This window comes from Streptomyces sp. P13-3-3 (assembly GCF_050571355.1).
In the GTDB taxonomy this organism is placed as follows: Bacteria; Actinomycetota; Actinomycetes; order Streptomycetales; family Streptomycetaceae; genus Streptomyces; species Streptomyces althioticus.
In genome coordinates, this window is record NZ_CP192228.1 from 1,047,149 (window position 1) to 1,069,692 (window position 22,544).

18 protein-coding genes are annotated in these 22,544 nt (G+C 72.2%); 5 read left to right on the plus strand and 13 right to left on the minus strand.

The window, feature by feature from the left end; genetic code table 11:
• Window positions 1-105: 105 nt before the first annotated feature.
• The 10 genes from ACQZOG_RS04830 to ACQZOG_RS04875 all read right to left on the minus strand — a co-directional run bounded on the left by ACQZOG_RS04830 (window position 106) and on the right by ACQZOG_RS04875 (window position 13,245).
• The gene (locus ACQZOG_RS04830) at window positions 106-1,878 is read right to left on the minus strand and encodes an IucA/IucC family protein (protein ID WP_387786186.1); all 1,773 of its coding nucleotides are present in this window, start codon (window positions 1,876-1,878) and stop codon (window positions 106-108) included.
• Window positions 1,875-2,417, minus strand: coding sequence for a GNAT family N-acetyltransferase (locus tag ACQZOG_RS04835; protein WP_230228100.1), 543 nt, complete (start codon window positions 2,415-2,417; stop codon window positions 1,875-1,877). The genes ACQZOG_RS04830 and ACQZOG_RS04835 overlap by 4 nt, the downstream gene beginning before the upstream one ends.
• Window positions 2,414-3,706 (minus strand): lysine N(6)-hydroxylase/L-ornithine N(5)-oxygenase family protein, encoded by a 1,293-nt coding sequence (locus ACQZOG_RS04840; protein ID WP_351033362.1) that lies wholly within the window; start codon window positions 3,704-3,706, stop codon window positions 2,414-2,416. The genes ACQZOG_RS04835 and ACQZOG_RS04840 overlap by 4 nt, the downstream gene beginning before the upstream one ends.
• Window positions 3,690-5,132, minus strand: coding sequence for a lysine decarboxylase DesA (gene desA, locus ACQZOG_RS04845; protein ID WP_033274711.1), 1,443 nt, complete (start codon window positions 5,130-5,132; stop codon window positions 3,690-3,692). Before desA ends, ACQZOG_RS04840 begins: the two co-directional genes overlap by 17 nt.
• A 159-nt stretch (window positions 5,133-5,291) precedes the next feature.
• Window positions 5,292-6,161 carry a siderophore-interacting protein gene (locus tag ACQZOG_RS04850; protein ID WP_033274710.1) on the minus strand — a complete coding sequence of 290 codons (870 nt, stop codon included), beginning with the start codon at window positions 6,159-6,161 and terminating at the stop codon, window positions 5,292-5,294.
• Window positions 6,162-6,228: 67 nt separating this feature from the next.
• Window positions 6,229-7,272 carry an ABC transporter substrate-binding protein gene (locus tag ACQZOG_RS04855; protein ID WP_037639702.1) on the minus strand — a complete coding sequence of 348 codons (1,044 nt, stop codon included), beginning with the start codon at window positions 7,270-7,272 and terminating at the stop codon, window positions 6,229-6,231.
• A 195-nt stretch (window positions 7,273-7,467) separates the two neighbouring features.
• Window positions 7,468-8,628, minus strand: coding sequence for an acyl-CoA dehydrogenase family protein (locus ACQZOG_RS04860; protein WP_033274770.1), 1,161 nt, complete (start codon window positions 8,626-8,628; stop codon window positions 7,468-7,470).
• Window positions 8,629-8,633: 5 nt separating this feature from the next.
• Entirely contained in the window at window positions 8,634-9,581 is a 948-nt protein-coding gene (locus ACQZOG_RS04865; RefSeq protein ID WP_203550774.1) for a hydroxymethylglutaryl-CoA lyase, read from the minus strand.
• Entirely contained in the window at window positions 9,578-11,602 is a 2,025-nt protein-coding gene (locus ACQZOG_RS04870; protein ID WP_203551755.1) for an acetyl/propionyl/methylcrotonyl-CoA carboxylase subunit alpha, read from the minus strand. Before ACQZOG_RS04870 ends, ACQZOG_RS04865 begins: the two co-directional genes overlap by 4 nt.
• Window positions 11,603-11,628: 26 nt before the next feature.
• Entirely contained in the window at window positions 11,629-13,245 is a 1,617-nt protein-coding gene (locus tag ACQZOG_RS04875; RefSeq protein ID WP_033274706.1) for a carboxyl transferase domain-containing protein, read from the minus strand.
• Window positions 13,246-13,332: 87 nt separating this feature from the next.
• Between ACQZOG_RS04875 and ACQZOG_RS04880 the strand changes: the two genes are divergently transcribed.
• The 3 genes from ACQZOG_RS04880 (at window position 13,333) to tesB (ending at window position 16,125) form a co-directional block, all read left to right on the plus strand.
• Window positions 13,333-13,929: an SACE_7040 family transcriptional regulator gene (locus tag ACQZOG_RS04880; RefSeq protein WP_033274705.1), complete on the plus strand. Its 597-nt coding sequence runs from the start codon at window positions 13,333-13,335 to the stop codon at window positions 13,927-13,929.
• Between the two features lie 127 nt (window positions 13,930-14,056).
• Window positions 14,057-15,214, plus strand: coding sequence for an acyl-CoA dehydrogenase family protein (locus tag ACQZOG_RS04885; protein ID WP_033274704.1), 1,158 nt, complete (start codon window positions 14,057-14,059; stop codon window positions 15,212-15,214).
• 35 nt (window positions 15,215-15,249) lie between these two features.
• The gene (gene tesB / locus ACQZOG_RS04890; protein ID WP_351033374.1) at window positions 15,250-16,125 is read left to right on the plus strand and encodes an acyl-CoA thioesterase II; all 876 of its coding nucleotides are present in this window, start codon (window positions 15,250-15,252) and stop codon (window positions 16,123-16,125) included.
• A 61-nt stretch (window positions 16,126-16,186) separates the two neighbouring features.
• On the opposite strand, the gene ACQZOG_RS04895 is transcribed toward tesB, so the two are convergent.
• Both ACQZOG_RS04895 and ACQZOG_RS04900 read right to left on the minus strand, forming a co-directional pair.
• Window positions 16,187-16,975, minus strand: a complete 789-nt coding sequence (locus ACQZOG_RS04895) for a phosphatase (protein WP_037639690.1) — start codon at window positions 16,973-16,975, stop codon at window positions 16,187-16,189.
• 87 nt (window positions 16,976-17,062) lie between these two features.
• Complete coding sequence (locus tag ACQZOG_RS04900) at window positions 17,063-18,034, minus strand: NAD(P)-dependent alcohol dehydrogenase (RefSeq protein ID WP_430741307.1); 972 nt, start codon at window positions 18,032-18,034, stop codon at window positions 17,063-17,065.
• 97 nt (window positions 18,035-18,131) lie between these two features.
• On the opposite strand from ACQZOG_RS04900, the gene ACQZOG_RS04905 reads away from it, so the two are divergent.
• Window positions 18,132-18,815, plus strand: coding sequence for a TetR/AcrR family transcriptional regulator (locus ACQZOG_RS04905; protein WP_051747620.1), 684 nt, complete (start codon window positions 18,132-18,134; stop codon window positions 18,813-18,815).
• Between the two features lie 565 nt (window positions 18,816-19,380).
• Here the strand turns inward: ACQZOG_RS04905 and ACQZOG_RS04910 are convergent.
• A complete protein-coding gene (locus ACQZOG_RS04910; protein ID WP_430741308.1) occupies window positions 19,381-20,859 on the minus strand; it encodes a helix-turn-helix domain-containing protein in 1,479 nt (492 codons plus the stop codon).
• Between the two features lie 185 nt (window positions 20,860-21,044).
• Between ACQZOG_RS04910 and ACQZOG_RS04915 the strand changes: the two genes are divergently transcribed.
• Complete coding sequence (locus ACQZOG_RS04915) at window positions 21,045-22,523, plus strand: sodium:solute symporter (RefSeq protein ID WP_430741309.1); 1,479 nt, start codon at window positions 21,045-21,047, stop codon at window positions 22,521-22,523.
• Window positions 22,524-22,544: the final 21 nt, after the last annotated feature.

Below are 22,544 nucleotides of genomic sequence, written 5' to 3' on the forward strand. Positions count from 1 at the left end.
CGCTCCCTGGCAGGGGCGGGAGTTGGGGGAGGGATGGCCGGGGAAGGCGGGAGTCCCCCGGAGGACCGTACTCCGGGGGCTGGTCCGCTCGACGGGTCAGACGGGTCAGAAGGCCGACAACGGGTTCTTCAGGGTGCCTACGAGCTGCAGGGCGCCCGAGGGGTCCGCCAGGTCGACCATCTGCCTGTTGTTGCGCAGCTGGAGGCGGTTCAGGCAGGACAGGGCGAACTCCGGGGCGAACATGTCGTACCGGGCGAACTTGTCCGCCAGCTCCGGCACCGACGCCTGGTACTCCCGGGTGACCTCCGCGACCGTCCGCCAGAAGCCGTCCTCGTCGAGGACGCCCTCCTCGGCGAGGTTCGCCGCGAGGAAGCGGAAGAAGCAGTCGAAGACGTCCGTGAAGATCGACAGCAGCTTGGTGTCGTCCGGGACCTCGACGCGGATCCGGGACACCTCGGGCGGCAGTACCGCGTCCGGGTCCATCACCGCGATCTCCTCGGCGATGTCCTTGTAGACCGCGCGCTTCACGGCGCCGTCCTCCAGCACCAGGATGACGTTCTCGCCGTGCGGCATGTACACCAGGTCGTAGGCGTAGAAGCTGTGCAGCAGCGGGACGTAGTAGGCCCGCAGATAGCGCCGCAGCCACTCCTGCGGGGCGAGCCCGGAGCGCTCGATCAGGGCGGCGGCGAAGGACCGGCCCTCGTGGTCGACGTGGACCAGGGACGCCATGGTGGCCAGCGACTCGCCGTCCTCCAGGGACGCCACCGGGCTCTCCCGCCACAGCGCCGCCAGCATCTTGCGGTACGGCGAGTAGCGGTCGGTGGCCTGCTCGTACTCCAGATGCCGGTAGCCCACGGCGGCGCGCTCCCGGATGATCGACAGTCCCGTGGACCGCAGCACCGGGTCGTTGTCGATCAGGCGGGCCAGCCAGTCGTTGATCGCCGGGGTGGCCTCCATGTAGGCGGCGGACAGACCCCGCATGAAACCCATGTTGAGGACGGACAGGGCCGTCTTCACATAGTGCTTCTCCGGGTGGGAGCGGTTGAAGAAGGTGCGTATGGACTGCTGCGCCAGGTACTCGTCGTCGCCCTCGCCCAGCAGCACCAGGTGCCGGCGGGCGACCTCGGCGGCGAAGGTGACGGACAGCTTGTTCCACCACTGCCAGGGGTGGACGGGGATCAGCAGGTAGTCGGCGGGGTCCAGGTCCTGCGCGCGCAGGACGTCGTGGAAGCCCTCGACGGTCTCCTCGCCCAGCTCCTGGCGGACGAACGACTCGTACTCGATGCCCACGCCCGCCGTGAACGCGGCCCGCGAGCGGTGGGCGGCCAGCCACACCAGCCTCACCGGGTTCTCGGCCTCCGGGGCGTACTGCCGGTACTCGTGGACGCCGAAGCCGAGCCGCCCGTTGTTGGCGACGAAGCAGGGGTGGCCCTCGGTCATGCCGGTCTCGATCGCCTGGAACCCGGCGTCGACCAGCTCGGCCGAGGTGACCTCCGGCTTGGTCAGCTTGTAGCAGGTGCCGGACAGGGTGGAGGAGATCTCCTCCAGATACACCGGCAGGATCTCGTCGCTCAGCCCCAGGGACTTCTGCAGCTCGATGAAGAAGTCCAGCGCCTCCAGCTCCCGCTCGGCGCCGTCGCGGTGGCGGGTGATCGAGTCGGCGTCGACCTGCCAGTGGTCCAGGCCGCGCAGCTTCGCGGCGAACGTGTAGCGGGTCTCGCCGTCGTCGCTGCGGACGACGAACCGGCCGTCACCGGCCGGCTCGGGGGTGACGAGCCGCTCGTGCGCGAACTCGGCGAGCGCCTTGCGGATCAGCAGACGGTTGGCCCGCGCCCAGCGGTGGGGGGACAGGTGCGCCACGGCGTCGGACAGGGTCATGCGGAAGCTCCTCGGGCGGCCTCGAACTGTTCACGCGTGCAGAAGCTCAGCAGCGCGCGCTTCTCCGGCTTGTCGATCTCGCGCTCGGGTTCAAAGCCCACGGCCTCGTTCAGGGCGTGCACGGCCTTGTTGCCGACGTCCGGCTCCACCACGACCCGGCGGGTGGCCGGGTCGGCGAACAGCTCCTCCATCACGGCGGTGATGACGGCGCGGGTGAAACCGTGGACGGGGCGGTCGGTGGGGGCGACCAGGAAGTGCATGCCGACGTCACCGGGCTCGGGCTCGTAGAGGCCGACGAGTTCGACGTACCGGGGGTCGTACTTCTCCATCAGGAAGGCGGGTTCGCCGTCGTGCAGGCCCAGGTAGGCGTGGTGGTGCTCGTGGGCGGCGATGCGCAGGTACTCGCGCTCGACGTCCTCGGGTGTCGCGTCCTGCATCATCCAGAAGGCCGCCTTGGGATGCGTCACCCAGCGGTGCAGCAGCTCCGCGTCCCTCTCCGGGTCGAGCGGGCGGATCGTGAACGTACCGATGGTGCTCATACGGCGAACTCCTGGAAGGCGATGCTCTTCTCGACCGGGTAGTACTCGGTGCCCAGCAGCTCGCGGACGATCGAGGCGTTGCGGTAGGCGCCCATACCCAGGTCGGGGCTGGTGATGCTGTGCGTGTGCACGCCCGCGTTCTGCAGGAACACGCCGCGCCCGGTGACGTCGATCGCGTAGTTGCGGGCGACGTCGAAGCGTCCGTGGCCGTCGAAACGCAGCCGGTCGCGCACCGGCTCCAGGAAGGCGGGCTGCTCGTAGTGGTAGCCGGTGGCGAGCACCAGGCCCTCGGTGGCGATCTCGAAGTCCTTGCCCTGCTCGTCCTGTCGGAAGCCGAGCGTGTACGTGCCGTCCTGGTACCGGGCGGTGGTGAGCGAGGAGTTGGTGAGGAGCCGGGTGGGCACGCCCCGGCCGCCGCTCTCCACGTTCTTCTGGTACAGCAGGTCGAAGATCGCGTCGATCAGCTCCGAGTTGATGCCCTTGAACAGGCCCTTCTGCTGCTTCTCCAGGCGGTAGCGGGTGTCCTCGGGCAGCGCGCGGAAGTAGTCGATGTAGTCCGGGGACGTCATCTCCAGGGTCAGCTTGGTGTACTCCAGCGGGAAGAACCGCGGGGAGCGGGTGACCCAGTTGAGCTGGTAGCCGTGGGCGTCGATCCCGGAGAGCAGCTCGTAGTAGATCTCGGCGGCGGACTGCCCGCTGCCGACGATCGTGACCGACTTCTTCTCCAGCAGCTCCGCCTTGCGGTGCATGTACTGCGCGTTGTGGAAGAGGTCGCCCTCCAGGCCCCGGCACGCCTCGGGCACGAACGGCACGGTGCCGGTGCCGAGCACCAGGTGCCGGGCGCGGTACGTCGTACCGGTGTCCGTGGCCACGACGTACACCTCGGCCGCCTCGTCCCACGTGACCTCGCTGACCGTGGTGCCGAAGCGGATGGAGCCGAGCTGCGCGGCGGCCCAGCGGCAGTAGTCGTCGTACTCGACGCGCAGCGGGTAGAAGTTCTCCCGGATGTAGAACGAGTACAGCCGGCCCTTCTCCTTCAGGTAGTTGAGGAAGGAGTAGGGGGAGGTCGGGTCGGCGAGGGTGACCAGGTCCGACATGAACGGCGTCTGCAGGTGCGCGCCGTCGAGGAACATCCCCGCGTGCCACTCGAAGTCCGGCTTGGACTCCAGGAAGACCCCGGCGAGTTCGTCGATCGGCTCGGTCAGGCAGGCCAGCCCCAGGTTGAACGGGCCCAGCCCGATGCCCACGAAGTCGTAGGTCGGTTCCGTGGTGTCAGCAAGCGCGGTCAAGGGACTCTCCCAGGTACTGCTCGGCGTGGCCGGCGATCAGGTCGAGGACGGCCGTGATGTCGGCCGTCGTGGTCTCGGGGTTGAGCAGGGTGAACTTCAGGTGGTGGCGTCCGGACACCTTGGTGCCCGCGACCACCGCGTCGCCGGAGGCGAACAGGGCCTTGCGGGCGTACAGGTTGGCGCGGTCGATCTCGGCGGGGTCGGTGACGGCGGCCGGGACGTAACGGAAGACCAGGGTGGACAGGCTCGGTTCGACCACCACGTCGAAGCGGGGGTCGGCGGCGAGCAGTTTCCAGCCCTCGGCGGCGAGGTCGCACACCTCGTCGAAGAGCGCGCCGATCCCGTCGGCGCCCATCACGCGCAGCGTCATCCACAGCTTGAGCGCGTCGAAGCGGCGGGTGGTCTGGAGGGACTTGTCGACCTGGTTGGGGATGCGCTCGGTCACCATGCGGCGCGGGTTGAGGTACTCCGCGTGGTAGGTGGCGTGCCGCAGGGTGGCCGCGTCGCGCACCAGCACGGCCGACGAACTGACCGGCTGGAAGAAGGACTTGTGGTAGTCGACGGTGACCGAGTCGGCGCGCTCGATGCCGTCGATGCGGTGCCGGTACTTGCGGGAGGCGAGCAGCCCGCAGCCGTAGGCGGCGTCCACGTGCATCCAGGCGCCGTACTGCTCGCACAGGCCCGCGATCTCCGGCAGCGGGTCGATCGAGCCGAAGTCGGTGGTGCCCGCGGTGGCGACGACCGCCATCGGGATCAGCCCCGCCTCGGCGCAGCGCTCCAGCTCGTGGGCGAGGGCGACGGTCTGCATCCGCTTGTCGTGGTCGACGGGGACCACCACCACGGCGTCCGGGCCGAGGCCGAGCAGTTTCGCGGACTTCTGCACGCTGAAGTGGCTGACCTCGGAGGCGAAGACGCGCAGCTTCGTCAGCTCGTCGGTCTTGGTCTCCTCCCGCGCCAGCAGCAGCGCCTGGAGGTTGGACTGGGTGCCGCCGGAGGTGAACACGCCGTCGGCGGCGGGTCCGAGGCCGATGCGGGCGGCCGTCCAGTCGATCAGTTTCCGCTCGATCAGGGTGCCGCCGGCCGACTGGTCCCACGTGTCCAGGGAGGAGTTGACGGCGGAGAGCACCGCCTCGCCGAGCACGGCCGGGATGACGACCGGGCAGTTGAGGTGGGCGAGGTAGCGGGGGTGGTGGAAGTAGACCGCGTCCCGGAGGTAGACGTCCTCCAGTTCGTCCAGCACCGCGGTGGTGTCGCCCAGCGGCTGGTCGAGGTCGATCGCGTCGATGCGCGGGGCGAGGTCGTCGACCGTGACGCCGGTGAACGGCCGGTCGGTGGCGGCGAGTTGGGCGGCCACCCGCTCGACTCCTTCGGTCACGGAGCGTCGGTAGTGCTCCGTGGTGGTGTCGTTGAGCAGGTGCGAGCGCATGTGGGGGTCCTCCGGTGGGGACGGTCCGGTGCGGGGAGAGGTCCAGTGCGGTTCAACTTAGGTTAGCCTAACCAAACTTTTTCTCGGCCAATCCCGTTTCCGCCGTGACCGTCGTCACGTCCTCGGCAGGACGTGACAAAGCCTCAACTCGCGTACGGCTCAAGCCTGTTCGCGGAGCTGCTCCTCCGTCAGGCCGCGGCGCCAGTAGCCCACGAACGTCACCCGCCGACGATCGACTCCACGCTCACGGACGAAGTGCCGGCGCAGCTGCTTCACCTGACCGGACTCCCCGGCGATCCACACGTAGGCGCGCTCGGGGGAGGGGAGGGCGGTCTGCCGGACGGTGTCCAGTGCCGGCGGGACCTCCGGTGCGGCGGCGCCCTTCCGCACGAACCAGGTGATCTCCGCGTCCGCCGCCGTCGGCAGCTCCTGGACGTCCCCGGCGTGCGGCACCTCCAGCCAGACGTGGGCGCGGATGCCGGCCGGGAGGGACTCCAGGACGGCGGCCGCGGCGGGCAGGGCGGTCTCGTCCGCCCACAGCAGCACCGTCGAGGTGTCCTCGGGCAGGCGGAAGCGGATCGCGCGGTTGTCGGCGATCGCGGGGCCGAGCAGCAGCACCCGGTCGCCCACGGCGGCGCGGGCGGCCCAGCGGGACGCGGGACCGGCCTCGGCGGACGGGCCCGCCTCGCCGACGCCGTGCAGCACGAAGTCGACGTCGATCTCGGCGGTCTGCCCCAGGGCGTCCGTGCGCAGGGCCCGCAGCGTGTACGAGCGCATCACCGCCCGTACGTCGTCGGGCAGCTCGCGCCAGCCCTGCCACCACCCGTCCCCGAGCTCCAGCGGGACGACGGGCGCGTCCTGCCCCGGGTGGGGCAGGAACAGCGACAGGGACTGGTCACGCCCGTCGGAGCGGAAGTCGCGCAGCTCCGGCCCGGTGAAGGTGACCCGGACCAGCGACGGGCCGAGCCGCCGCGTCCCGGCGACCTGAAGGGCGAAGAAACGGAACGGGGCGGCCACGGCAGTCGTCACGGCGTACTCCTGCGAGTAGGGGTCGGCCGGACCGTGCGGGGGACCGGCGCGGGGGACCTGATGAGGGTCAGCTGACCTTCTTGGCCTTCTCGATGGCCTCGGCGAGCGCCTCCACGGGCGCCACGCACTTGTCGTAGGACAGGATCGGCTCGGTGGAACGGGCGATGACCTGGCCGGCCTTGACGGCGGGCAGCTGCTTCCAGGTCGCCTCGGTGATGTCGGCGGGCTGGATGGCCGAGGAGCGGTCGTCCATCATGATCACGTCGGCCTTGTGCTTGTCGACGTTCTCCCAGCTCAGGCTCTCGAACCAGCCGCCGGTGGCCTTCTTGGCCTCCTCCGTGGGCTCCACGAAGTTCACGCCGAGGGCCTTGAAGTACTCCAGGTCGATGGAGAGGTTGGTGCCCGAGACGTAGAACAGCTCCGGGCTCGCCGAGCCGACCAGCACCTTGATCTCGGGCTTGGCCTTGGCGGCCTTGCGCAGCCGCTCCGAGGCCGCCTCGAACCGCTTCTTGGCCTCGGTGACCTTCGTGTCCGTCATGTCGGCGCCGAGCGACTCGGCCAGCTCCCACATCCGCTGGAGCGGGGCGGTGAGCTGACGGTCGAACACGGAGATGCCGACGCTGGGCGCGAGCTTGGCGATCTTGTCCTTGGACGCCTCGGGGACGTACCAGAGGGTGCCGGCGTCGTCGAACATCGTGGAGATGAGCACGTCGGGCGCGAGGGCCGCGTACTTCTCGACGTTGAACTGGTCCCAGACGTTGCCCAGGACCGTCACCTTGCTGACGTCCATGTCGCCGGCCTGGACGTCGGCCTTGCCGTCCTTGGTCGTGGTCGGGCCGAACACGCCCTTGACCTCGATGCCGTAGTCGTACAGCGCGGCCGCCACGCCCGTGAACGCGACGATGTTCTTCGGCGCCTCGTCCAGCTTCACCGTGGTGCCGCGGTCGTCCTTGAAGCTCCAGGGGCCGGACTTGGCGGAGCCCTTCGTGTCCGCGCCGCCGTCCTTCGCGTCGTCGTCCCCGCAGGCGGTGAGCACGGCGCCGAGGCCCAGGGCGCCGCCGGCGGCGAGCAGTCCACGACGGGAGAGGCGTGCGGTTCTGGCGTTCGGCATGGAAGGGTCTGCTTTCGTGCGTACGGGACGATGTACAAACAGCGTTAGGTTAGCCTAACCAAACGATCTGTCCAGAGGGTCTTCAGGGTTCCATGTCCGGCATACGCCGGTTCGGCGCCGTGATTCGGGTCACCCGGCCGCACGGCGACGGCCCGCGCCGGGTCGGCGCGGGCCGTCGTTCTGCCGTCGGAGGCGTCAGCCTGTCAGGCCCAACTCCCGTGCGATCAGCATGCGCTGGACCTCGCTGGTGCCCTCGCCGATCTCCAGGATCTTCGAGTCGCGCCACATGCGGGCCACCGGGTACTCGTTCATGAAGCCGTAGCCTCCGTGGACCTGCGTGGCGTCACGGGCGTTGTCCACGGCCACCGTGGAGGAGTACAGCTTCGCCAGCGCCGCCTCCTTCTTGAACGGCTCGCCCGCCACCAGCCGGCTCGCCGCGTCCCGCCACGCCAGGCGCGCCGTGTGCGCCTTCATCTCCATGTCGGCGATCTTGAACTGGATCGCCTGGTTGGCGCCGATCGGACGCCCGAACGCGTGCCGCTCCTTCGCGTACTTCACCGACTCGTCCACACAGCCCTGTGCGAGGCCCGTGGCGAGCGCCGCGATGGCGATGCGGCCCTCGTCGAGGATGCGCAGGAACTGCGCGTAGCCGCGGCCCTCCTCGCCCAGCAGGTTGGCCGCCGGGACGCGGACGTCCTGGAAGGACAGCTCGCGGGTGTCCGAGGCGTTCCAGCCGACCTTGGAGTACGGGGCGGCCACCGTGAAGCCGGGGGTGCCGGACGGCACGACGATCGCGGAGATCAGGGGCTTGCCGTCGGGCTTGCGGCCGGTGACCGCGGTGACGGTGACCAGGCCGGTGATGTCCGTGCCGGAGTTGGTGATGAAGCACTTGGTGCCGTTGATCACCCACTCGTCCGTCGCCTCGTCGAGACGGGCCGTCGTGCGGGTCGCGCCCGCGTCGCTGCCGCCGTCCGGCTCGGTCAGCCCGAACGCGCCGAGTATCTCGCCCGAGCACAGCCGGGGCAGCCACTCACGCTTCTGCTCCTCCGTGCCGAACAGGTGCAGCGGCATGGCGCCCAGCGAGACGCCCGCCTCGAGGGTGATGGCCACCGAGGAGTCCACCCGGGCCAGTTCCTCCAGGGCGATGCCGAGGGCGAAGTAGTCGCCGCCCATGCCGCCGTACTCCTCCGGGAACGGCAGCCCGAACAGGCCCATGCGGCCCATCTCCCGCACGATCTCGTACGGGAACTCGTGCCGCTCGTAGAAGTCGCCGATCTTCGGCGCCACCACGTCGTGCGCGAACTCCTCGACCGTGCGGCGGAGTTCTTCGAGTTCGGGGGAGAGCTTGTGGTCCATGGTCGTCACTGCTCCTGGTGGGAGAGGGCTCGTACGGTGCGGGACGGGCTGGGTCGGCCCAGGTGGGCGGCCATCCAGACGCTTGTGGCGACCAGACGGCCGAGGTCGACGCCGGTGTCGATGCCGAGGCCCCGCAGCATCCACACCAGGTCCTCGGTGGCGAGATTGCCGGTGGCGGACTTCGCGTACGGGCAGCCGCCCAGCCCGCCGGCGGAGGCGTCCACCGTGGTGACGCCCTGCTGGAGCGCGGCCAAGGTGTTGGACAGGGCCTGGCCGTAGGTGTCGTGGAAGTGGACGCCCAGCGCGGGCACGGGCACGCCCGCCTCCGTGAGCGCGCGGATCAGGGCCGTCACATGGCCCGGGGTCGCCACCCCGATCGTGTCGCCGAGGCTCAGCTCGTCGCAGCCCATGTCGAGCAGCGCCCGGCACACCCGCACCACCTGGGGGACCGGGACCGCGCCCTCCCAGGGATCGCCGAAGCACATGGAGAGGTAGCCGCGTACGTGGACGCCCTGCTCCTTCGCGCGGGTCACCACCGGCTCGAACATGGCCAGCGCCTCGTCCACCGTGCGGTTGAGGTTGGCCTTGGCGAAGGACTCCGTGGCGCTGGCGAACACCGCCACCCGGCGGGAGCCCAGCGCGAGCGCGCGGTCCAGTCCGCGCTCGTTGGGCACCAGCACCGGCAGCTCGACCGGCAGGCCGGACACCGCCGGGTACAGGTCCTCGGCGTCCGCGAGCTGCGGCACCCACTTGGGGTGCACGAAGCTCGTCGCCTCGATCGTGGTCAGGCCCGTGCCGGCCAGCCGGCGGACGAACTCCGCCTTCACGGCCGTCGGCACGGTCGCCTTCTCGTTCTGCAGGCCGTCGCGGGCGCCCACCTCGTGGATCCGCACCCGCGAGGGCAGTCCCTCGGCCGGCACGGCCATGGGCAGGCCCAGTTCGGTGGCGTTCACGCCGTCTCTCCTTCCGCCGGTTCCGCGGTCTCCACGGGCGCGATGACCGCGAGCACCTGGTCCATGGCGACCGTCGTGCCCGGGGACACGTCCAGCTCCGTGACCGTGCCGGCGTGCGGGGCGGAGATGACGTGCTCCATCTTCATCGCCTCCACCACCAGCAGGCTCTGGCCCGCGTCCACCTCGTCGCCGACGGCGACCTTCACCACCGTCACCGTGCCCGGCATCGGCGCGGTCAGCGAGTCGGCGCCCGCCTGACCCGCCCGGGTGAGGGACGCGGCGACCGGGTCGTGGTCCCGCACCTGCCAGGCGTCGCCGTCCCGGCCCAGCCAGGAGCCGTCCGGCAGGGCGGCGAAGGTGTGCGCCACGCCGTCCAGCGCACAGGTGAACCGGTGCCCCTCCAGCGGCCCCGCGGACGCCCGCAGCGGGGTGTCCGCGCCGGGCAGCAGCAGCTCCGTGCCGCCGTCGGCCGTGGCCCGCACCCGCACGGTCACCGGGTCGTGGCCCGCCACCCGCAGCGGGTGCGCCGTCCAGGCCCGGCCGCCGCCCATCCGCCAGCCGTCGGCGGCGTCGAACGGGTCACGCCAGCCGGACGCCGCGGCGGGTTCGAGGGCGGCCTGACGCAGCAGCGCCGCCGCCGCGTACACCTCGGCCGGCACCTCGCCGCCGACCAGGGAGTCCGCCTCCCGCTCCACCAGACCGGTGTCCAGGTCGCCCGACACGACCGCCGGGTGCGCCAGCAGCCGCCGCAGGAAGCCCGCGTTGGTCTGCACGCCCAGCGTCACCGTCCCCGCGAGCGCCGCCCGGAGCTTCCGCAGCGCGGTCGCCCGGTCGGGGCCGTACGCGATGACCTTGGAGAGCATCGGGTCGTAGAGGCTGCCGACCTCCGTCCCCTCGGTGAGTCCGGAGTCGGTGCGCACGCCGTCGCCCTGCGGCTCGCGCAGCCGCAGCACCGTGCCGCCGGAGGGCAGGAAGCCGCGCGCCGGGTCCTCGGCGCACAGCCGCGCCTCGACCGCGTGCCCGGTGAGCCGTACGTCGTCCTGCCCGAACGGCAGTCGCTCGCCGGCCGCGACCCGCAGCTGCCACTCCACCAGGTCGAGCCCCGTGACGAGCTCGGTCACCGGGTGCTCCACCTGGAGCCGGGTGTTCATCTCCATGAAGTAGTACCGGGACGGGTCGCCGCCCGGCACGATGAACTCCACCGTGCCCGCGCCCCGGTAGCCGCAGGAACGGGCCGCCTGCACGGCCGCCTCGCCCATCGCCGCCCGGGTCGCCTCGTCGAGGAGCACACTGGGCGCCTCCTCCACGATCTTCTGGTGGCGCCGCTGGAGCGAGCACTCGCGCTCGCCCAGGTGCACCACGTTCCCGTGGCCGTCGGCCAGCACCTGGATCTCGATGTGCCGGGGCCGGTCGATCCACCGCTCCACCAGCAGCGTGTCGTCGCCGAAGGAGGCGCGGGCCTCACGCCGGGCGGCGGCGATCTCCTCCGCCAGCCTCGCCTCGTCCCGCACCAGGCGCATGCCCTTGCCGCCGCCGCCCGCCGACGGCTTCAGCAGCACCGGCATGCCGATCTCCCGGGCCGCGTCGACGAGCTGCCCGTCCGTCAGCCCGCTGCCGCTGGAGCCGGGCACCACCGGCACCCCGGCCGCCTTCACCGTCTCCTTGGCGCGGATCTTGTCGCCCATCAGGGCGATGGCGTCCGCGGGCGGGCCGATGAACGCCAGTCCCGCCGCCTCGCAGGCCCGCGCGAACTCCGCGTTCTCCGCGAGGAAGCCGTATCCCGGGTGCACCGCCCGCGCGCCGGTGCGGGCGGCCGCCTCCAGCAGCCGGTCCGCCGACAGGTAGCTCTCCGCGGCCGGCGCCGGGCCGATCCGCACCGCCGTGTCGGCCTCCCGCACGTGCCGGGCGTCCGCGTCCGCGTCCGAGTACACCGCCACCGAGCGCACGCCCAGCGACCGCAGCGTGCGCTCGACGCGTACGGCGATCTCGCCCCGGTTCGCCACCAGCACCGTGTCGAACATCTGATCAGTCATCGTCAGGGGTCCCCTCACATCCGGAAGACGCCGAACTGGGGGTCACCCAGGGGCGCGTTGGCGCACGCGGTCAGGGCCAGCCCCAGCACCTGCCGGGTGTCCATCGGGTCGATCACGCCGTCGTCCCAGAGGCGGGCCGTCGCGTAGTAGGCGTTCCCCTGGCGCTCGTACTGGGCGCGGACCGGGGCCTTGAACGCCTCTTCCTCGTCCGCGGGCCACTCCTCGCCGCGCGCCTCCAGCTGGTCCCGCTTGACGGTCGCGAGCACCGAGGCGGCCTGCTCGCCGCCCATCACCGAGATCTTGGCGTTCGGCCACATCCACAGGAAGCGGGGGGAGTAGGCCCGGCCGCACATCGAGTAGTTGCCCGCGCCGTAGGAGCCGCCGACCACGACGGTCAGCTTCGGCACGCGCGTGCAGGCGACGGCGGTGACCATCTTGGCGCCGTGCTTGGCGATGCCGCCCGCCTCGTAGTCCTTGCCGACCATGAAGCCCGAGATGTTCTGCAGGAACAGCAGCGGGATGCCGCGCTGGTCGCACAGCTCGATGAAGTGGGCGCCCTTCTGGGCGGACTCGGAGAACAGGATGCCGTTGTTGGCGACGATCCCCACCGGGTGGCCGTGGATGTGCGCGAAGCCGGTGACCAGGGTCTGCCCGTACTCCGCCTTGAACTCGGCGAACCGGGAGCCGTCGGTGATCCGGGCGATGATCTCGCGGACGTCGTAGGGGGTGCGGGAGTCCACCGGCACCGCGCCGTACAGGCCCGCGGGGTCCACCTTGGGCTCGGCGACCGGCTGCACCCGCCAGGGCAGCTCGCCGCGCGCGGGCAGGGTGGAGACGATCTGGCGCACGATCCTGAGCGCGTGCGCGTCGTCCTCGGCGAGGTGGTCGGTCACCCCGGACACCCGCGAGTGCACCTCGCCGCCGCCCAGCTCCTCCGCCGTGACCACCTCGCCGGTGGCCGCCTTCACCAGCGGCGGGCCGCCGAGGAAGATCGTGCCCTGGTTGCGCACGATCACCGCCTCGTCGCTCATCGCGGGCACGTACGCGCCGCCGGCCGTGCAGGAGCCGAGCACCGCAGCGATCTGCGGGATGCCGGCGCCGGACATCCGGGCCTGGTTGTAGAAGATGCGGCCGAAGTGGTCCCGGTCGGGGAAGACCTCGTCCTGCATGGGCAGGAAGGCGCCGCCGGAGTCCACCAGGTAGACGCAGGGCAGCCGGTTGTCCAGGGCCACCTCCTGCGCGCGCAGGTGCTTCTTCACGGTCATCGGGTAGTACGTGCCGCCCTTGACGGTGGCGTCGTTGGCGACGACCACGCACTCGCGGCCCGCGACCCGGCCGATCCCGGCGATCACCCCGGCCGCCGGCGCCTGCCCCTCGTACAGCCCGTCCGCCGCCAGCGGGGCGAGCTCCAGGAAGGGTGAGCCGGGGTCCAGGAGGGTGTCCACCCGGTCGCGCGGGAGCAGCTTCCCGCGCGCGGTGTGACGGGCGCGGGCCCGCTCGCCGCCGCCGAGCGCCGCCGCGGCCAGCTTGCCGCGCAGCTCCTCGACGAGGGCGCGGTGCGCCTCCTCGTTGGCCCGAAAGGCCTCCGACGCGGGGTCGGCCGCGCTGTGAAGCTCCGGTGCCTCGTGCATCCTGCGGGTCCCCTCACCTTGTTAATGAGCGTTAACGCATTTCCTTCAGGTTAACGACCGCTAACCTCCCTGTCTAGAATCGTCCTCATGGCCACCAGAACCGACGCCCCCACCCGCCGCGAGCAGATCCTCAAGGAGGCCGCGCGGCTCTTCGCCGAGCGGGGCTTCCACGGGGTCGGCGTGGACGAGATAGGCGCCGCCGTCGGCATCAGCGGGCCCGGGCTCTACCGGCACTTCGCGGGCAAGGACGCGATGCTGGCGGAGCTGCTGGTCGGCATCAGCGAGTCGCTGCTGAGGGGTGCGAAGCGGCGGCTCGAGGAAGCCGAGGGCGTGGCTCCCGGGGCGGTCCTCGACTCGCTGATCGAGGGGCACATCGACTTCGCGCTCGACGACCGCCCGCTCATCACCCTGCACGACCGTGAGCTGGACCGCCTCCGGGACGCCGACCGCAAGCTGGTGCGCCAGCTCCAGCGGCAGTACGTCGAGCTGTGGGTGGGCGTGGTGCGCCGCCACTACCCGGACCTCCCCGAGCCCGCGGCCCGCTCGGCGGTCCACTCGGTCTTCGGCCTCCTCAACTCCACCCCCCACCTCACCCGCCCGGGCTCCCTCCCGGACCGCGCGGGCACGGCGGAGCTGCTGCACCGGATGGCGCGGGGGGCGTTCGCGGCGGCGGCGCGGTCCTGAGGGGCGCGCCCCCCTCGCGGAGTGACGAGCGTTACGGGTCGCCCGGTCTGGACGCCTGTGGATACTCGCCGGTACCTTGTTCTGAGCAAGCGCTTAGACATGCCCAGGTCGCGGAGGTGGCGAAAAAGTGCGCCGTACGGTTTTCAACGAGGATCACGAGGCGTTCCGGGAGACCATCCGCGCCTTCATCGAGGCCGAGGTCGTCCCCGTCTACGACGAGTGGTTCGCGGCGGGCCAGGCGCCCCGCGACTTCTACTACAAGCTCGGTGAGCTGGGCATCTTCGGCATCAGCGTGCCGGAGGAGTTCGGCGGCGCCGGCATGGACACCCACAAGTTCGAGGCCGTCCTCTACGAGGAGACCGCCCGCGCGGGCGTCCAGTTCGGCGGCTCCGGCGTGCACGTGCTGCTCGCCCTGCCGTACATCAAGATGCTCGGCACCGACGAGCAGAAGAAGCGGTACCTCCCGAAGTTCGTCACCGGCGAGGAGATGTGGGCCATCGCGATGACGGAGCCGGGTACCGGCTCCGACCTCGCGGGCATGAAGACCACCGCCAAGCTGAGCGAGGACGGCACGCACTACGTCCTCAACGGCGCCAAGACCTTCATCACCGGCGGTGTGCACGCCGACAAGGTGATCGTCTGCGCCCGCACGGCGGCCCCCACCGCCGAGGACCGCCGCCACGGCATCTCCCTCTTCGTCGTGGACACCAAGTCCGAGGGCTACTCGGTCGGCCGCAAGCTCGACAAGCTGGGCCTGCGCACCTCCGACACCGCCGAGCTGGCGTTCGTCGACGTGAAGGTCGCCGCCGAGGACCTGCTCGGCGAGGAGAACAAGGGCTTCTACTACCTCGGCCACAACCTGGCCTCCGAGCGCTGGGGCATCGCCTACGGCGCCTACGCCCAGGCCAAGGCCGCCGTCCGGTTCGCCAAGCAGTACGTGCAGGAGCGCACCGTCTTCGGCAAGCCGGTCGCGCACTTCCAGAACACCAAGTTCGAGCTGGCCGCCTGCCAGGCCGAGGTGGACGCCGCCGAGGCCGTCGCCGACCGCGCCACCGAGGCCCTGGACGCCGGCGAGCTCACGCCCGCCGAGGCCGCCAGCGCCAAGCTGTTCTGCACCGAGGTCGCCCACCGCGTCATCGACCGCTGCCTCCAGCTGCACGGCGGCTACGGCTACATGAACGAGTACCCGATCGCCCGCCTGTACGCGGACAACCGGGTCAACCGCATCTACGGCGGCACCAGCGAGATCATGAAGTCGATCATCGCCAAGGACATGGGCCTGTAAGGTCCCGGAAATCCCTGCCGTATACAACTGATTCCATGAGTCAGGCTCTACAGGAACTCCTCGATCTGCTCGACCTCGAGCAGATCGAGGAGAACATCTTCCGCGGCCGGTCCCGCGCCTCCGCCGTCCCCCGCGTCTTCGGCGGGCAGGTGGCGGCGCAGGCCCTGGTCGCCGCCGGGCGCACCGTCCCGGCCGACCGGCCCCCGCACTCGCTGCACGCGTACTTCCTGCGCATCGGCGACCCGGGCGCGCCGATCGTCTACACCGTCGACCGGATCCGCGACGGCCGGTCCTTCACCACCCGGCGCGTGGTGGCCGTCCAGCACGGCAAGCCGATCTTCCACCTCTCCGCGTCCTTCCAGACGCACGAGGAGGGGCTGGACCACCAGGAGCCGATGCCGGCCTCGCCGGACCCGGAGACGCTGCCCACCTCCGAGGAGCGGCTGCGGAGCTATCCGCACCTGTCGGCGGACGTGGTGCACCGCTACCTCGGCGCCCGCGCCGCCGTCGACATGCGCTACGTCGACGACCCGCCGTACGGCCGTTTCGGCGAGCCGCGCGACCCGCACAGCCAGGTGTGGTTCCGCACGAACGGCAAGGTCGAGGGCGACGACCCGCTGCTGCACGTCGTGCTCGCCACGTACGTCTCCGACATGACGCTGCTCGACTCGATCCTGCTCGCCCACGGGCGCGGCGGCTGGGCCGTCGGCGACGTGGTCGGGGCGTCCCTGGACCACGCGATGTGGTTCCACCGCCCGTTCCGCGCGGACGAGTGGCTGCTGTACGACCAGCAGTCCCCGTCGGCCCACGGCGGCCGGGGTCTCGGCCAGGGCCGCATCTACACCCAGGACGGCCGCCTCGCGGTGTCCGTCATCCAGGAGGGCGTGGTCCGCGTCCCGCGCGACGACTGACCCCGCGGGGTGAGGCCGCGGCGCCTCCACGGGGTTGCCGCGGCCCGGAGGCGCGTCCGCCTCAGCCCAGGCCGGCCTGCGCCAGCAGGTAGGCCGTCATCGGGTCGTAATGGCGGGGGCTGGTCACGTGGTCGTCGAGCGGGACCGTCACCTGCACGGTGCCCTCGGCCTCCGCGAGGAACAGCGCCGGGTCGTTGCAGTCGGCGTACCCGACCGAGTCCACGCCGTACTGGCCGGCGGCGCCCGCCCAGCCGTGGTCGGCGACCACCAGGTCGGGCAGCGGTCTCCCCTCCCGCTCCAGCGCCGTCAGGATCGTCTTCATCGGCGCGCCCGAGTGGGTGTGCCACAGCGTCGCCCCGTGCTCCAGCACCGCGATGTCCGCGAACTGCATCACGTAGCCCTCTTCGGTGGTCAGCCCGTCCGGGATCACCACGATCTCGCAGCCCGCCGCCCGCAGCGCGGCGGCCGTCGCCCGGTGCACGTCCAGCAGGCCGCCCGGGTGCCCGGTCGCCAGCAGCACCCGCTGCCGTCCCTCCGCCGCCTTGCGCAGCCGCCCGGCCATCCGCTCCAGGCCGTCGACCGTCAGCTCGGGGTCGATGGTGTCCTGCCCGTACCGGTGCTCAGGGTCGTCGTTCACGCCGACCCGCTCGGCCATCACCGCGAGCACGTCCTGCTCGTCGGTCCAGCGCTCGCCGAGCTCCAGGCCGAGCCAGTAGTGCCGGTCGCCGTTCGCCAGCTTCCGGTAGTGGGAGAGGTTGTTCTCGCGCGGCGTGGCGACCTCGCCCGCGATGCGGGTGGCGACCAGGTGTTCGACGAGTTCGGCGCGGCTGGGGGTCCCGGGTATCGGCATGCGTCCATTGTGAGGCAGGGAACAGGGGGCGTCCCTGGCGTATCGCGCGCTGGGACGTGCGTCACGTACTCAGACGACTGCGTACGGCTACTCAGCCGCGACCCGCACCACGTACTTGCCTCTGACCCCGCCCGCCTCCAGCGCCCGGTGCGCCGCCGCCGTCTCCTCCAGCGGGAAGACCCTGTCCACCACCGGACGCAGCGCGCCCTCGGCGACATGCCGGGCCAGGACGTCGAAGTCGGCCTGCCGGGGGTCGCCGCTGAAGAAGCGCACCCGGCCGCGGCCGTGCAGCGCGCTGACCGCGATGTAGCCGAGCGACGTGACGGGCCGGCCCGGGTCGAAGGCGATGGTCACCATGCGCCCGCCGGGGTTCAGCAGGGCCCGGTGGGCGCGCAGCTCCGTCCCCGCCGTGTCCAGGACGACGTCGAAGCGGCCCAGGTCCGCCGGCCGCACGCTCCGGTGGTCGACGGCCTCGTGCGCGCCGAGCCCCCGGACCAGGTCGAGGTTGGCCGCGCGGGCGAGGGCTGTGACCTCGGCGCCGTAGGCCCGTCCGAGCTGGACGGCGACGTTGCCGACGCCGCCCGCCGCGCCGCGCACGAGGAGCCGTTTGCCTGGGCGCAGCCCGGCCTTGTCGCGCAGCGCGGTGACGGCCGTCGTGGCCACCGGGAGCGCGGCCGCCTCCACCGGATCGAGGCCGTCGGGGAGCAGGCCGGCGCGGTCCGCGGGCACGGTCACGTACTCGGCGGCGCTGCCGAACCCGGAACTCCGGCCCAGGACCCCCCACACGCGGTCGCCGGGCGTGAACCGGGCGACCCCGGTTCCGAGCGCGGCGACCTCGCCGGTGAAGTCCAGGCCCACGCGCTTGGGGAAGCGGCGGCCGAGCAGCAGGCGGAGACGGCCGGAACGGGCCGCCAGCTCGCCTCCGTTCACGCTGAACGCGTGCACCTTCACCAGGATCTCTCCCGGGCCGGGCTCGGGCCGGGGCACGCGGCCCACGTACAGCACGCCGGGGCCGCCGTAGCGGTCGTAGAGCACTGCCTTCATCGTGCGGTCGTCCATCGCCGTCTCCTTCGTGTCAGGGGGTTCGGGGGGTTCGGGACCGACCGTAGGCTGGTAAGCGGACGAGATCGTCCGTTTACTGCGGAAGCGAGAGACAGTGACGACGGAATCCTCTCGGAACGCGGCCCGGGACACCGTGCGGGCGGACGCCCGGCGCAACCGGGAGCGCCTCCTCGCCGCGGCCCGCGCGGTCTTCGCCGAGCACGGGATCGACGCGCCGATGGCGACCGTGGCCCGGCGGGCCGGGGTCGGCGTGGCGACGCTGTACCGGCACTTCCCGACCCGTGACGCGCTGGTGCGGGGCGCGTTCGCACGGCAGATGAGGACCTGCGGCCGGGCTCTCCACGACGCCTTGGCCGCCGAGGACCCGTGGGAGGGTCTGACGCACCTCGTCGAGACGGTCTGCGCCCTGCAGCGGGAGGAGCGCGGGTTCCCGGCCGCGTTCCTCGACGCCTTCCCGGAGACCACGGCGGAGCACGCGCGCACCCGTGAGCAGGCCGAACGGGATCTCACCTCCCTGGTGCGCAAGGCCCAGGCGTCGGGAGCGCTCCGCCCCGACTTCCACCCGTCCGACCTCGTGGTCGCCCTGGTGGCCCACTGCGGCCTGGTGGCAGCCCTCCCGGACGACGCCAAGGCGTCCCGCCGCCTGGTGGCCTACCTGCTCCAGTCCTTCCGAGCCACCCCGTCCGACGATCCCCTCCCTCCGCCGACGACGCTGACGCTGCGCGGCTTTCCGGCGACCGTGGAGAACGGGGGCCGAGCGTCCCCCCGCCGCGGATGAGCAGGCGCCTCGCGGCGCCGGGGCGGCTTCGGCGGACGTACGGGGTCGGTCACGTCCGCGCGTGAACCGGTGACGGCGTCGATCGGTCAACCCCGCGCGGCGCGCGGCGCGCGCCTACGGCCGCCGCCGAGCTGTGTTCGGGGGTGCGCCCTCATGAGGCGGGCGCGGCGCCCGGGTCGCGGGGGGAGCTGCGGCGCCCGCGCGTGAACCGGTGACGGCGTCGGCCGGTCGATGTCGCGGGGCTTTCCCGGTGGCCGTTGCCGCCGGGGCCGAGGCGCGGGCTTTTGGGCTGGCGGTCCGCGGGTGGGGCGGCGCTCGGTGACGGGCGCCGCCGAGGTGCGTTCGGGCTGCGCCCTTATGGGGCGGACGCGGCGCCCGGTCGCGGGGGAAGCTGCTGCGCCCGTGCGTGAACCGGTGACGGCGTGGCCGGTCCACCTCGCGTGACCCTCCCGGCGGTTGCTGCCGCCGCGTCCGGGGGACCGGCGGCCCGCGTGCCCGGCAGCGGTGGTCGGCGACCGTCGCGTCCGAGGCGCGTGACCGATGGCCGCCGCGCCCGCGCGCCTCGCTAGGTCCGCCGCAGGGCGAACCACAGTTCCATCCGGACGTCCGGGTCGTCGAGGTCCGCGTCGAGCAGGGTCGCGCAGCGGGTGATCCGCTGGCGGACCGTGTTGCGGTGGACGTCGAGGGCGACCGCCGTGCGGTCCCAGCTGCCGTGGAGGGAGAGCCAGGTGCGCAGGGTGTCGACCAGGGCCGGGGCCTGCGCTATGGGCGCGAGGAGGGTGCGGGCGTGGGCGTCCGCCTCGCCCGGGGGGACCAGGTCCGTCAGCGCCGTCGGGCGGTCGCCGTGGCGCAGCAGCGGGGTGCGGGTGGCGCGGGCGCGGGCCAGGGCGCGGGCGGCCTGGCTGTCGGCGACCGGCCAGTCCCGGGGGGCCGCCGCCGCGCTGACGCCGAGCGTCCAGCCCGGCACCCGATCCACCGCACGCCCGTCGGGCACCAGCACCCGCACCACCTCGCCCGCCACGTCCACCAGGGACGAGCCGAGGGCGGCGCCCAGCGCGGACGCGGCCACCGGGTCCGGCGCCGCCCGTCCGTCCGGCCTGCCGTGCACCACCCGCCACCGGTCCCCGCCGAGCAGCGGAGCCACCTCCGCGGGCGCCGCGCCCAGCAGCAGCCGTACCAGGGCGAAGGAGCGGCCGGCGCCCGAGCCGCTGTGCCGCTCTCCGGTCAGCAGGGAGAGCAGCACGGCCGCGACGGACGCGATGGTGTGGTCGCCCGCGTCCCGCTGCGGGGCGGCCGTCCCGAGCACGAACCCCTCGCCGTTGCCCAGCGCGTGCGCGACCAGCCGCGTCCCGGCCACCGTGTCGGACGCGGAGGAGGGGCGGGCGTCCGAGGGCTCCTGCCCCGACGGCCGGACGACCTCCGCGAGTTTCGCCAGCGCCGTCCGCACCTCCTCGCCCGGCTCCGGCCCCGCGCCCGCGAGCCGCGTGCCCTCGGGGCCGTACAGCACCGCGCGGCCGCCCAGGCGGCGGGCGAGCTGCTGGAGGACGGAGGGCACCGGGTCGGGGCGGGCGGCGGCGGTGGCGAGGCTCTGCTGCGCCTCGGTGACCCGCCGCAGCTCGGCCGTGCGGGCCTGCGCCATCAGCTGCCACAGCGCCCGCGCGACCGCCGAGAACGTCGTCCGGGGCGGGACCTCGACGAGCGGCAGGCCGTGCATCTCGCACGCCTCCACCAGCGCCCCGGGCACCGTGTCGTGCACGGGTGCGACGCCGAAGCCGAGCGCCGCCCCGCCCGCCGCGACGATCCGCGAGACGTACGCGTCGAAGTAGCCCGCGCCCGCCCCGTCCGGGACGTGCACGCCCGCCGACAGCAGCAGTTCGCCGCCCAGCAGGTACGGGTAGGGGTCGGCCATCTCCGAGGTGTGCGCCCAGTGCACCACGACCGCCGGGTCCGCGGGGCCCGCGATCCGGCGCAGACCCAGGTCCGCGCGGGCGAGCAGCGCGTCCAGGGGGACGGGAGGGGTGGGCGGAACAGTGGGGTCCGGCATGGTGGACGTTTCCTCCATCCCAGGCTGCCGATCTGGATGAAACGTACACTTCGCAGTCGCTTTTCGGCCACCTAAGGTCGGGTCACCGGCAACCCGCGGGTACGGGCGGATGTCCCCGCGCGGCGCCGGTGAGCGCGATCCGTCTGCACGACACGCCACCGACAGTGCGCGAAGGAGGCCCCCGCATGGCCGTGGACTACCTGGTCATCGTCGTCTATCTGGCCGGCATGCTGGCCATGGGCTGGTGGGGCATGCGCCGCGCCAAGTCCAAGAGCGAGTTCCTGGTGGCGGGCCGCCGGCTCGGCCTCGCCATGTACTCGGGCACTATGGCCGCCATCGTCCTCGGCGGCGCCTCCACCATCGGCGGTGTGGGCCTCGGCTACCAGTACGGACTGTCCGGCGCGTGGATGGTGTTCACCATCGGCCTCGGCCTGCTCGCCCTGTCCGTCTTCTTCTCCGCCCGCATCGCCCGGCTGAAGGTCTACACCGTCTCCGAGATGCTCGACCTGCGCTACGGCGGCCGGGCCGGCGTGATCTCCGGCCTCGTCATGTGGGCGTACACCCTGATGCTGGCGGTGACCTCGACGATCGCCTACGCCACGATCTTCGACGTCCTCTTCGACATGAACCGCACCCTCGCGATCGTCCTCGGCGGCTCGATCGTCGTCGCGTACTCCACGCTCGGCGGCATGTGGTCGATCACGCTCACCGACATGGTGCAGTTCGTCGTGAAGACCATCGGGGTGCTGCTCCTGCTGCTGCCCATCGCCGTCGTCAAGGCGGGCGGCTTCAGCGAGATGAAGGCGCAGCTGCCCACCGAGTACTTCGACCCGCTGGGCATCGGCGGCGAGACGATCTTCACCTACGTGCTGATCTACACCTTCGGCATGCTCATCGGGCAGGACATCTGGCAGCGCGTCTTCACCGCCCGCGGCGACCGCACGGCCCGCTGGGGCGGCACGATCGCCGGCACCTACTGCCTCGCCTACGCCGTCGCCGGCGCGGTCATCGGCACCGCGGCCAAGGTGCTCTACCCGAAGCTCGCCAGCCCCGACGACGCCTTCGCCACCATCGTCAAGGACGAACTGCCGGTCGGCGTGCGCGGCCTCGTACTGGCCGCCGCCCTCGCCGCCGTGATGTCGACGTCCTCCGGCGCGCTGATCGCCTGCGCCACCGTCGCCAACAACGACATTTGGGCGCGGCTGCGCGGCATCGTGCGCCCCGAGGGCGAGCAGCACGACGAGGTCAAGGGCAACCGCGCCTTCATCCTGCTGATGGGCCTCGCCGTGATCGTCACCGCCATCGCCCTCAACGACGTCGTCCAGGCGCTGACCGTCGCGTACAACCTGCTGGTCGGCGGGCTGCTCGTGCCCATCCTGGGCGGGCTGCTGTGGAAGCGCGGCACCGCGCAGGGCGCCCTCGCCTCCGTCGCCGTCGGCGGGCTCGCCGTGATCGGCCTGATGGCGGCCTACGGCATCCTCGCCAACGAGCCCGTCTACTACGGCCTCCTCGCCTCCCTCGCGGCCTACGTCGTCGTCTCCCTCGCCACCCGACCGACCGACGCGGCCGTCCTCGCCGCCTGGCGCGAGCGCCTCGCCGGACGCGCCCCCGAGCCGGGCACCGTGTCCGAAACCGTGTCCGAACAGGTCCCGGCCGCCCAGTAGCATCGTGGGCAGTCCGCACAT